This is a genomic window from Bifidobacterium sp. KRGSERBCFTRI (assembly GCF_025908335.1).
The window spans coordinates 38641-51301 of record NZ_CP109653.1 but is presented as its reverse complement, the minus strand read 5'-3'; the positions used below and the strand labels follow the sequence as shown (position 1 = coordinate 51301).

At 62.9% G+C, this 12661-nt stretch carries 8 protein-coding genes; 7 read left to right on the top strand and 1 reads right to left on the bottom strand.

Annotated features, from left to right (window positions below; translation table 11 throughout):
• Positions 1-32: 32 nt before the first annotated feature.
• Entirely contained in the window at positions 33-2447 is a 2415-nt protein-coding gene (locus OGI63_RS00195; RefSeq protein WP_004218379.1) for a prolyl oligopeptidase family serine peptidase, read from the bottom strand.
• 764 nt (positions 2448-3211) lie between these two features.
• On the opposite strand from OGI63_RS00195, the gene OGI63_RS00190 reads away from it, so the two are divergent.
• Genes OGI63_RS00190 through pknB form a run of 7 tightly spaced genes read left to right on the top strand, consistent with a single transcriptional unit; the run spans position 3212 to position 12388 of the window.
• Positions 3212-3913 (top strand): FhaA domain-containing protein, encoded by a 702-nt coding sequence (locus OGI63_RS00190; protein WP_004218378.1) that lies wholly within the window; start codon positions 3212-3214, stop codon positions 3911-3913.
• Positions 3914-3931: 18 nt separating this feature from the next.
• Positions 3932-4477 carry an FHA domain-containing protein gene (locus OGI63_RS00185; protein ID WP_004218377.1) on the top strand — a complete coding sequence of 182 codons (546 nt, stop codon included), beginning with the start codon at positions 3932-3934 and terminating at the stop codon, positions 4475-4477.
• A gap of 21 nt (positions 4478-4498) precedes the next feature.
• Positions 4499-6037 carry a PP2C family protein-serine/threonine phosphatase gene (locus OGI63_RS00180; RefSeq protein ID WP_004268933.1) on the top strand — a complete coding sequence of 513 codons (1539 nt, stop codon included), beginning with the start codon at positions 4499-4501 and terminating at the stop codon, positions 6035-6037.
• A gap of 2 nt (positions 6038-6039) precedes the next feature.
• Positions 6040-7782, top strand: coding sequence for an FtsW/RodA/SpoVE family cell cycle protein (locus OGI63_RS00175; protein WP_004218375.1), 1743 nt, complete (start codon positions 6040-6042; stop codon positions 7780-7782).
• Positions 7775-9241: a peptidoglycan D,D-transpeptidase FtsI family protein gene (locus tag OGI63_RS00170; RefSeq protein WP_004218373.1), complete on the top strand. Its 1467-nt coding sequence runs from the start codon at positions 7775-7777 to the stop codon at positions 9239-9241. The genes OGI63_RS00175 and OGI63_RS00170 overlap by 8 nt, the downstream gene beginning before the upstream one ends.
• On the top strand, positions 9238-10263 hold the full coding sequence (locus tag OGI63_RS00165; protein ID WP_004218368.1) for a serine/threonine-protein kinase: 1026 nt from the start codon (positions 9238-9240) through the stop codon (positions 10261-10263). The genes OGI63_RS00170 and OGI63_RS00165 overlap by 4 nt, the downstream gene beginning before the upstream one ends.
• Entirely contained in the window at positions 10256-12388 is a 2133-nt protein-coding gene (gene pknB, locus OGI63_RS00160) for a Stk1 family PASTA domain-containing Ser/Thr kinase (RefSeq protein WP_004218367.1), read from the top strand. The genes OGI63_RS00165 and pknB overlap by 8 nt, the downstream gene beginning before the upstream one ends.
• Positions 12389-12661: the final 273 nt, after the last annotated feature.

Genomic DNA, 12661 nt, shown 5'->3' with positions numbered 1-12661 from the left:
ACAGCCGGACGGGTGGGCGGCGCCCGGTATGCCTACCTCGCGAGGGCATCGGACAGGAAGTCGCGCTGCAGAATCAGCAGATTCCTCGCCACATCCGGGTCGTTCGTCATATGCGTGATCCCGGTGAGCGGCAGGAAGGTGTGCGGCCGGCCGGCCTCCATGAGCGCCTGACTCAGCCGCAGGCTATGCGCGATCGTCACGTTGTCGTCGGCGAAGCCGTGGATCAGCATGAGCGGTCGAACGAGCTTCGGCGCGTCCAACACAATGCTGTTGTCGGCATACACCTGCGGGTCCAGGCCCAGGAAGCGCTCGGTGTAGCAGGTGTCGTACAGCGTCCAGTCAGTCGGGGGCGCGCCCGCGCAGGCTGCGGCGAACGTGTCCGGGGCGTCGAGCACCGCGAGCGCGGAGAGGAATCCGCCGTACGACCAGCCGATCATCGCCACGCGCTCGAGATCCGGCTTCGGCAACGGCCGTGCAGCATCGTCGTGCCCACCGAATTCGCAGCCCTCGGCCGCGCCTCCCATCCTATTGAGCTCGTCGACCGCACCGGCCAGCGCATGCACTGCGTCCACCTGATCGGCCAGACTCACGCGCTTCATCTGCAAATACACTTCGCGATCCCACACCGGTCCGCGCCCGGTCGTGCCGCGGCCGTCCGCAATCACCACAAGGTAGCCCTGGTCGGCCCACCACTGCGCGTCCAAGTAGGCGGCCCGGCTCATGACCACCTCCTGGTGCCCCGGTCCGCCGTACGGATGCATGAGCACCGGCAGCTCGGCGGCGCCGGCGAACCGGCTCGACGCGCTCGGCGCCACAATCGCCGTGAACAGCTTACGTTCACCGAGTCGCACGAAGCGCACGTTCGGCACGAAGTCAGGTTCGGCGGCGACATTGCACACGTCGTGGCCCGTACGCGCGCCCTCAGCCCCGTATGACAGGCGCATCACCGCTTTCGCCGAATCCATGGTGCGCCCCCACACCACGAGTCCGTCGCCGCGTCGGGACGCACGCCACACGCCCGGCTCGTCGCTCACCGCGCGCACCGAGCCATCGGCGTACGATATGGTCACAATGTCGAAACTGCGCGCGTCATGGTAGCGTTCGGCAGTGGAATCCGCCCACTGCTCCGGCACCTCGGCGGCGCGTTCGGCCGTGCGCTGCACCACGCACAACACATCGTCGGTACCCGCGTCGAGCACTTCGCGGACTTGCCACCCCGCCGGCGTGAACACACGTCCATCCACGCTCAACCGATTCGTGTCGGCCTCCATGTCGTTCACCGAACACACCACGGCACCGGACGGTGTCACACACGGCGTTCCACCCACCAGATCGATCCACTGGTCGTTGTGATGCTCGGCGATCACCTCCACCGGCAGCAACGCCATCACATTGCCGTCGAGTGCGCGCAGATCGCCCCACTCGTTCTCCGCTGGCATGGCCACGCGCAGAATCTGCTCATGCTGCTGCAAGCGGTCGAGCACGCGCAGCACGGGTCGCTCGGCCTGCCAATCCACCACGGCCAGGTATTCGTAAGCCACATTGTCCCAGTCGATCATCGCCGTCTTCTGCACCGACGTGCCGTCGTCGCCCAGCCGCACGGCGAACAGATCGACCACGGCGTTCTCGGTGAGCGCACGCGGGTAACGGTGTTGGATGCCGCGCGCCGCCGGATCCGCCGGATCACTGATCGTCCACACCGGCTCGGGCGACGAATCGAAGCACTCCACCAGCAGTGTGCGCGAATCCGGCCCCCACCAGAACCCGTCGTAGCGATCCATCTCCTCGCCCGCGGCGAATTCCGCGAGCCCCGCGCGCATCGTCTCGCGATCCTGTGGCGATACCGTGAACACCGCGTTCGCCACTGCGGTCTGCACATCCACGACGACCACCGCGGATCCCGTCGCGTATGCCACGCGCTTGCCATCCGGGCTCATCCGCGGGTTCAGCACAGGGCCGGCGAACTCGTTCTGCGCGGAATCTGCGAACTGCGGCACGAGATGCTCGGTACGCACGCCGGCGCCCACCTGTGCGCGCACGCCGTCATCTCCCACCGTGTACGCGAGCGCGTCCCAATCGATTGTCGTCACGAACAGCTCGCCGTTCACGGTGAAGGCGACATGATTGCCCAGACCGTCCACCGAGTACGCAACGATCCCGGTGGCGCTCTCCCTCGCACGTTCACGACGCGCACGCTCGGCAGCAGGCACGTCGTCGCTGCCCAGTGTGTTCACGAGCTCACCCGCGTTCACGAGCTCCACTTCGGCATACGCGTCTTCCCCGCAGATTGCCAGCCACAGCGAATTCTCGGTGTCCTGCTCGCCCGCGGACCGTAGGAACAGCATGCGCGATCCGTCGCCGATGAGCTTGGGAGAGCGCGGCGCCCCGCATGTGAACCGCACCGTTTTCGCTTTGCGCACTGGGTATTCTTCGATTGCAGATTCCATCCCGCACCTCTCGTCTCATCGGATCATCTATTCGTTCCCACTCTATCCTGCTTCACGGAACCTTCCGTAAAACAGGTCGCAGACTCCCCTTCCCGCGGCACCTCCCACGGAACCTTCCGCAATACCGACCACTGGCGACTCTCCCGGCGGCACAGCTCACGGAAGCTCCCGTAAATCTGACCACTGGAAGCCCCATCGGCGGCACAGTTTCCGGAACCATCCGAAAATCAGACCACAGATGACCTTCCCCGCGGCACATTGCACGGAAACATCCGAAAGACTGACCACGGCGACACTGATTTACGGCACAGCTTGCGGAAACATCCGCAGATTCGGCCACAACGGCACCCATTTACGGCATGGTTCACGGAAACATCCGAAAACCATGCCACGGCAGCGCTGATTTACGGCACAGCATACGGAACCATCCGTAAGATCTGCCGCCTAAGGACACATCTGCAGACCACTCCACGGAACCTTCCGAAAACCAGACCATCTCCAAGGCTCTCCGCGGCACCGCTCACGGAAGCATCCGCAATACAGACCGCAAATACATCGGCCGAACGATTGCGGATTCCTGTGGGTCCGGCGCATAGTAGGCAATGTGGAAACCGCGGGAACAAGGTGGGGCCGTATGCGTGCAGTGAAACGGCAAACCGTTGCAATCCATACGCTCCCAGAGGAAAACGCGGCGGACCGATGCGCCTGAAAATTCACACGGTTGATATATAAGCGTAGGATAGGTAAGGATAGAAAGGGTAACTATGAGCGTTCTTGATCGTTTTGAGAAAAGCGTGGAGGGTGCGGTCAACGGAGTGTTCGCGAAGTTCGGCTCCAAAGACCTGCAGCCCGTCGATCTCTCCAGCGCGCTTGAGCGCGAAATCGACGCCGAGGCCATGCCGGTCGGCCGAGACCGCACCGTGGCGCCGAACGAGTACCGTTTCAAACTGAGCACACCCGATTTCGACCGCATCGAAAGCTGGGGTTCCGAGGCCATGGCCAATGAGCTGGCCGACAATCTCACGCAGTACGCGAAGAGCCAACACTATGCATTTGTGGGCCCGGTCGTCGTTATTTTCGAAGAGGACCTGCAACTGACCAAAGGCAACTTCAAGCTCACGTCCGAATCCGTGCAGGGCAACGCCGTACCGGTCACCACTGACGAGCAGGCCGAGGACTGCCCGATGCTCGAAGTCAACAACAACCAATACCTGCTCACCAAAGACAAGACGATTCTGGGTCGCGGCTCGGGCTGCGACATTGTGATTGACGACCCCGGCATCTCCCGCAAACACCTGGAGATCGACATCACGGACAACGGTGTGATCGCCCGCGACTTGGGCTCCACGAACGGCACGTATGTGGAGGGCCATCAGGTTCCCGCCGCGACGCTGCTCGATGGCAACACGATCACGATCGGCCGCACCCGCATCCTGTACTGGGCCTCCTCACAAGACCAGAGGTGAGCGTAGCGGGATTTTTCCATGATTACCGAACTTACCTTTGCGGTACTGAAATACGCGTTCCTCATTCTGTTATGGCTGTTCGTGTGGTTCATCACGCGTTCGCTGTACCGGGATGTCGCCGCGTTCAGCCCACGCAAATCCCGCGCACGTAGGCGCAAGGAGCGCGAAGTGCGCAAATCGAACGACGCGTTGGCGGTGTCAGCGTCGGCCCAGCCGTTGCCTGTCTCCGCACCTACACCGTCGGCGGCCGCGCCTTCGGACACCGCACCCACACCTACGCTGCTGGTGATCATCGACGGCCCGCTCGCCGGCACCTCGGTTCCGCTGAACTCCTCGGTGATCACGCTGGGCCGCGCCGCCTCGAACACGGTGGTGCTCGACGACGAATTCGTCTCGAGCCACCATGCGCGCGTGTACCCCGATCCGAACACCGGAGTCTGGGCCATCGAAGACCTGCACAGCACGAACGGCACCGTGGTGAACCAGCAGCGCATCTCCGCACCCACCATTCTCGGCCCGCGCGTACCGGTGCGCATTGGCGCTACCACGTTCGAATTGAGGTGACCGCGAGTGGCAGACCTGTATATGTATTCCACCACGGTTTCCGACGTCGGCACTGTGCGCTCGAACAACCAGGATTCCTCGTTCGCGGGCGAGCATCTCGTGGCCGTCTGCGATGGCATGGGCGGCCATGCCGGCGGCGACACCGCCTCCACCATCGCGATCCGCTCGCTGGCGCATATCGAGACGGATTCCGCGGGCGGCGACGTGGCCAAGGCGGCGGCGATCATCGAGGCCTCCACACTTGCTGCGCACGATGCCATCGTGGGCAAGGCGAAACGCGAACGCAAGCTCGCCGGCATGGGCACCACCGTCACCGCGATCACGCTCGTCTCCGATTACTGGGTGATCGCCCATATTGGAGATTCGCGCGCGTATTTGCTGCGCGACGGCAAACTCATGCGGCTGACCACCGACCACAGCTATGTGCAGCATCTGATCGACACGAAGCGCATCAATGAGGTGGAGGCGCGCAATCACCCGCAGCGCAATGTGGTCATGCGCGTGCTCGGCGATTTCGACATCGACGCCCACCCTGACATCTCGATTCGCCGCGCAGAGGCCGGGGACCGCCTGTTGCTGTGTTCCGACGGCCTGTGCGGTGTGCTCGAGGATTCCACGATCGAGGAGACGCTCTCGCATTTCACCGATCCGGAGGAGTGCGCGCAGACCTTGGTTTCCATGGCGTTGAAGGCGGGGAGCACCGACAATGTGTCCGCCGTGATCGCAGATTCCACGATCGCCCTGGATGCCGACTCGTTCGATCTGCCGCATCAGACTCCGTTGATCGGCGGTGCCGCCAGCGCGACGCTCGAACCGATTGCAGACATCATTCATGAACCCGTCGCGTCCGCCCCCGCGCTGATCACACGCTCGTCACCGGCGGAGCGTGCCGCCGCGCTGATTGCGAGCGACAGCAACAAGGCCGCGCAATCCGAGGAGCACGACGCCACCCAGCAGGTGGCGCAGCCGTCGACGGTGCGCGAGGAGAACGGCGAACTGCAGGATCCAGACACCGGCGAGATTCCGGTGATCCGCAAATCCGACGGCCGTTACAGCGCGGACCCGAACGACCCGGAGGTCGCCAGGGCCATTCACCACGAGCATCTGCAGGAGAAGAAGCAGGCCCGTTCGCGCAGGTTTCGCGGCAAGATCATTGGCAGTGTAGTCGCCGTGGCCATCGTGGCCGTGCTCGCGCTGGGCACGTGGGCCGCGTATGCGTGGAGCCAGACGCAATATTACCTGGCCTCCGACAATGGTGTGGTCACCGTGTACCAAGGCGTGCCAACGAACATCTTCGGCTACGAGCTTTCGCATGCCATCGAGCACACCGACCTCAAGGTCGATGAGCTGCCCGAGCAGTGGCAGGACCGTCTGCGGCAGGGCATAAGCGTGGATGGCTACGACGAGGCGCTCAGCCATGTCGAGCTCATACGGACGCAGTTCAACGACCTGAAGAAGGAGCAGGAACAGAAGGCGAAGGAAGACGCCGACGCCAAGGCCAAGCAGCAGAAGCAAGCCAACGACAGCAAGTCCCCGACGAAGTCGGCGCAAAGCAGGTGATTATGGCCGCTCGTGTTCGTTACCTTCTGCAGATCATCTTCGCACTGCTCATCTCCGCGCTCGGCTTCTTCCAGTTGTCCGAGCGCATGAACGGCAAGCCCACGTCCGGCAGCGTGGTCATGCAGATCGTCTGCGCGATCATGTTCCTAGTGGCCTGGGGCCTTATGAGCCGGTTCCAGAAGTTTGGCAACCAGTCGATCTTCGCATGCGTGCTCATGCTCACATCGATAGGTATTCTCATGATCTCGCGCATCGACGGCGAGATGGACACCGCCGTGGCCATCCGCCAGATGATGTGGCTGTGCCTGGCGCTCGTCTGCTGCTACGCCCTGTTCGCCTTCATGAAGGATTACCGCATTCTTCGCAGATTCTCGTATGTGAGCATGGTGATCGGCCTCGCGCTGTTGCTTTCGCCCATGATTCCCGGGCTTGGCCGTGAGATCGGCGGCGCGCGCATCTGGATTGGCGTCGGCTCCTACCAGCTGCAGCCGGGCGAGTTCGCGAAGCTGTTCCTCGCGTTCTTCTTCGCCTCGTATCTGTTCAACCACCGCGACCAGCTCGCCGTCGGCGGCAGGAAGGTGTTAGGCCTGCAATTGCCGCGCCTGCGCGATCTTGGACCGATTGTGATCGTGTGGGTCGCCTCGATGGGCGTGCTCATTCTGCAGCACGATCTGGGCACTTCGCTCATGTTCTTCGCGATGTTCGTCGCCATGCTCTACGTGGCCACCGGCCGCGCGAGCTGGCTCATCATCGGCTTCCTCGCCTTCGCCATAGGCTGTGTGGCGGCCGCGCACCTGTTCGCGCATGTGGGCTACCGTGTCGACGCCTGGTTGCACCCCTTCGACTCCGAGATCTACAACCGGTACCCCGGCGGCTCGAGCCAGATTGTGCAGGGCCTGTTCGGTCTCGCCGCCGGCGGCCTGTTCGGCACCGGCCTTGGTGAGGGGCATCCGGCCATCACGCCGCTGGCCAACTCCGATTTCATCTTCGCGTCGGCCGGTGAGGAGCTCGGTCTCGTCGGCGTATTCGCGATTCTCATGCTGTACCTGCTCATCATCGCGGCCGGCATGATCACGGCGATGAAGATCAAAGACGGCTTCGGCAAGCTGCTTGCCTCGGGACTCGTGTTCACGATGGCATTCCAGGTGTTCACCGTGGTCGGCGGCATCACGCTCGTGATTCCGCTGACTGGTCTCACGATGCCGTACATGGCTGCCGGCGGCTCCTCGCTCATCGCCAACTACATTCTGGCAGCCCTGCTCATCATCATCTCGAACGCCGCGAACAAGCCGCAGAACGACCTGATGACCGACACGTTCCGCATGGAGGCCGTGCACGCGCTGAGCAGCCGCAAGCCGCGCCAGCGCAAGGCATCCGGCAATGCCACGCAGGTCACGAAACCGCGCGGCAACCGCGAGGAGGAGCCTCGCCCGCGTACGAGCCAGCTGCCGGTCACCTCGGCGGCCGTCCAGCAATCTGCAGCCGTCAGTGCGTCACCGGCACAAGACGATTCGGCAACGCAGGTGGTCTCACCGCAACCGATTGTCGCGCCGCAGCAGACAAGCGAGCCGGTGTCCAACACGAGGAACATCCCGGTGTCGCCGCAGCAGGCGACGCCATCGGCAGGCGAGGAGACGGAGGCCATGGCACCGCTGAATCCGAGCGTGCCACCGCTGCCACAGCAGCCCCATACGCCAACGAACCATCAAGCAACCACAAGCGAAGGAGGTGCCGAGCATGAATAAGACATTGCGCCAGCTGTTCACGGCGGTCATCGTGCTGTTCGTGATCCTCGGCATCTCCAGCTCGATCATCATGGTGAACCGCGCGAACCGGCTCTCCCACGATTCCAGGAACACACGCGCGCTATACCAGACGTACGGTGCCCCGCGAGGCTCAATTCTGGCGTCGGACGGCACGATTATCGCGAAATCCGACCCGGTGAACGATTCGTTCTCCTACCAGCGCTCCTACCCGCAGGGTGACATCTACGCGCCAATCACCGGGTATTTCTCGATCGCACAGAACGCCGACCGCGGCATCGAAGCCTCCGAGAATGAGCTGCTCACCGGCGAATCGAACGCATTGTTCTGGCAGCATGTCAAGGCGTTGTTCACCGGCAAGGAGAACAAGGGCGCCAGCATCGAGACGTCCATCGATCCCAAGCTGCAAACGGCCGCAATGGAGGCGCTCAAGAACAACGACGGCGCCGCGGTGGCCATAGAGCCGAAGACCGGGCGCATTCTCGCGATGGCCAGCACGCCGAGCTACGACCCGAACGAGCTGGCCTCGCACGACACCGGCTCGGTGAGCAAGGCGTACACCGAACTCGTCACGAACCCGAGCAATCCGATGCTCAACCGTGCGATCAGCGAGCTGTATCCGCCGGGGTCCACATTCAAGACGGTCGTGGCGGCGGCCGCGCTCGACAGCGGCAAATACCAGCTCGACACGCAGATTCCGGCCGGCGCCTCATACACGCTGCCGGGCACGCAGACGCAGCTGACGAACGCCGAGGAGCCGGGCAACGGCACCGATGGCAAGATCTCGCTCAAAGACGCCATGGCGTGGTCGTCGAACACCGCATTCGCGCAGCTCGGCGTGGCCCTTGGAGACGAGAGCGTGTCGAATATGGCGAAGAAGTTCGGCTTCGACAAGCCGATCGTGATCGACGGCACGGATTCGAACGGTCTTCCCATGCAGGCCGTGGCCTCGCGATTCCCCACCAATGTGGGCGACGACAGGCTCGCGCTGGCTTCGATAGGTCAGGGAGACACGGTGGAGACGCCGTTGCAGAACGCGATGATCGCCGCTGCCATTGCGAACGACGGCAAGGTGATGAAACCGACACTCGTGGACCGCGTGCGTTTCAGCGACCTCTCGGTGATGCCCGACACGAAACCGCAGGTGATGGACACCGCGTTCAGTGCGGACACGGCGAACAAGCTCACCGAGGCGATGGAGGCCGTAGTGACCGACGCGAACCCGAATCTCGAGATCCCCGGCGTGAAGGTGGCGGCGAAGACCGGCACCGCGCAGATCGGAGCGAACAACAGCTCGATAGACGGCTGGGTGATGGGCTTCGCGCCTGCGGACGACCCGAAGATAGCCGTCGCCGTGGTGGTGCACAATGTCGACCTCTACGGCTCGTTTGCAGCAGGACCGATTATGACCGCGATTATGAAGGAGGCGCTCCAACAATGAGATTGATTGAAGGACAACTCATCCATTGCCGGTACCGTCTCGACTCGCGTCTGGCCCAGGGCGGTATGGGCGAGGTGTGGAAGGGCTACGACATTCAGCTCGGTCGTCCCGTGGCCATCAAGGCGCTGCGCAAAGACACGACGAACCAGGAGTCCAAACTGCGCCGCCTGCGTGCGGAGGCCCGCAATTCCGCCAATCTGGCGCACCCGAACATCGCCGCGTTGTTCGAATACTACGAGCACGACGGCATCGGCTTCCTCATCATGGAATATGTGCCGAGCAAGTCGTTGGCAGACCTCTACCACGAGCTTGATGGCCCCATGGACCCGATTCGTCTGCTGCCTATTCTCATCCAGACCGCCCGCGGGCTGTTCGTCGCCCACTCGCATGGTGTGATCCACCGCGATGTGAAGCCGGCGAACATCATGGTCTCCGACAACGGCGAAGTGAAAATCACCGATTTCGGCGTCTCCTACTCCACGAACCAGGAGCAGATCACGCAGGACGGCATGGTGGTGGGCACCGCGCAGTACATCTCGCCGGAGCAGGCGCAAGGCCAGCAGGCCACGCCACAGTCCGACATCTATTCGCTCGGTGTCGTGGCCTACGAGGGCCTGTGCGGGCATCGTCCGTTCACCGGGGCGACGCCGGTCGACATCGCCGCCGCCCATGTGAACAATCCGGTGCCCCCGTTGCCGAACACCGTGGATTTCCAGCTTTCCCAATTCGTCATGTCGATGCTTGCGAAAGACCCTGCGGATCGTCCGCAGGACGCGCTGACCGTGGCGCGTGTGCTCTCCCGCATCGAGCGCCGTCTGCTCGACCAGCAGACCGCGCTGAGCGACACCACCATGGTGAACATCAACGGACGAGTCCCCCGCCGGGTCACGAGTGCACCGCACCATGACCTGCAAACGTATCAATCCGCCTTCCCGTTCGCGCAGCAGACGCAGCGCGATGCCGGTACCGATTCCCCCGGCCATGCGATCGCCGGAGGCTTTGGAAGGAGCATCAATGAGTAGCATGCCTACCACGCTCGATAACGGCCGCTACCAGCTTGGCCAGCTCGTTGGCCGCGGTGGCATGGCCGAGGTGCACATCGCACTCGATACACGCCTGGGTCGCACCGTTGCCGTCAAGATCATGCGCGCCGACCTCGCACATGACGAGATCTTCCTCACCCGCTTCCGCCGTGAGGCGCATTCCGTGGCCCAGATGAACAACCCGAACATCGTGAACATCTACGATTCGGGCGAAGAGGTGGTCACGCTCGACAACGGGCAGACCGAACACCTGCCATACCTGATCATGGAGTATGTGCAGGGGCAGACGCTGCGCGACATCATCAAGGCGAACGGCGCGCTGAGCGTCTCCGACACCGAGCATGTGATGATCGGCGTGCTCAACGCGCTCGAATATTCGCACCGCATGGGCATCATCCACCGCGATATCAAGCCCGGCAACATCATGATCTCCGAGCAGGGCATTGTGAAGGTCATGGACTTCGGCATCGCCCGCGCGCTCGACGATTCCGCCACCACGATGACCAAGTCGCAGGGCGTCGTGGGCACCGCGCAGTATCTATCTCCCGAGCAGGCGCGCGGCGAGAACGTCGACATGCGCTCCGACCTGTATTCGGCCGGCTGCGTGCTTTACGAGATGCTCACCGGCAGACCGCCGTTCACCGGCGATTCGGCGGTGGCGATCGCCTACCAGCATGTTTCGGAAGTCGCGGCGAAGCCGAGTTCCATTGTGCCCGGGCTCAACCCCATGTGGGACCAGATCGTGGCGAAGGCAATGGCCAAGGATCGCCAGAACCGCTATGCCACAGCCACCGAGTTCAAGAACGACATTCTCACCTACATGAACGGCGGCCTGCCCTCGGCGGCCGCGTTCAACCCGCTGCAGGATCTCTCCACGATCAACGCGACCAAGACGCAGACGATGGCGGCGGCGAACGACTACCCCGCCAACGAGGGGTCCACACGCGTGTACAACCCGGTGACGGGCCAGTTCCAAACGGTGCCGCAGGATCCGAATGCTGCGGCCGGCGACACCGACACAATGGTGAAGAGCCGGTCACAGAAGCGTCTTGAAGCGGCGCGTAAGAGGAAACGCAATACAATCATCACCGTGGTCGTGCTCGTGGTGCTCGCGCTGGCCGCAGCCGGTGGATGGTATGCGTGGGCGCACATGCAACCGCCGAAGAAGGAGTACGTCACCGTGCCCACTTTCTCGGCCACAACCACCGAGGAACGCGCGAAGGCACAGCTCGCGGAGCTCGGACTTCAGGCATCGATCAAGCAGGACACCGATTCGCGCGAGCCAGCCGGCACCTTCACGAAGCAGGCACCTGCCGGCGGCCGCAGCGTGGAGAAGGGCAGCACCGTCACCGTCTGGTTCTCCGCCGGACCGAAGAGCGTGCCGGTTCCCAATGTCACCGGCCAATCCCAGGCCGACGCCCGAGCTGCCCTCGAAGCCGCCGGTTTCGAGGTGAATTCGAGTGTGCAGACCGAAGACAGCGCCACAATCGAACGCGACCATGTCACACGCACCGACCCCGCAGCCGGCACCTCCGCTGAGCAGGGAACCACGGTGAGTCTGTGGGTGTCGTCCGGCATGACGAAGGTGCCGAGCGGGCTCATCGGCAAGTCGAAGGACGAGGCCGTGGACGAGCTCCAGAAGAACGGTTTCGCCGTGGAGATCAACACCGAGAACTCGTCACAGCCCGAGAACACGGTTACGCGCATCGAGCCGAACGAGGGCACATCGGTGGAGCGAGGCGCCTCCGTGACCATCTGGGTGTCGAACGGCAAGGTAGCAGTGCCGAACGTTGTAGGCCGTACACTCGGGGAAGCCAAGGCCGCACTCACCGATTCGGCTCTCAACCTCAAGTGGAAGGTGGCAGCCAATAGCAAAGACAACGATGATGCCGTAGTAACAGCCTCGAATCCGAGCGCAGGGTCTCAGGTCAATCCAGGTACCGAGGTGACACTCACCACTGAGCCCAAGGAAAGCCCAAGCCCCAGCCCCTCACCGAGCAATAGCAACGGCAGCAGCGGGAGCAACGGCAACTCCGGCAATGGAGACAGCAACAGCGGCTCCCAGTCCTCGCAGAACCAGCAGAACAGCGACAACAAACACTAGCGCCGAATCTTCCATCTGCATAAATGGGGACAGAACCACCCTCGGTACTGTCCCCAATTACGCATAACAACTGCGTAAAAGGGACAAAAATCAGCTTCAACTTGTCTCCAATTACGCAAAAAGACGACGTGAAAGGGGACATATGAAGGATGGTTCCGTCCCTTTTTACGTCGTTGTTTACGCTCCTGCCCATTATCCGCCGCGCGTAGCGCCGTGGCCCTGCCGGGGCGGCAAGGATGAGGAACGTAAAGGGCGCGCAGCGATCCCGTGACG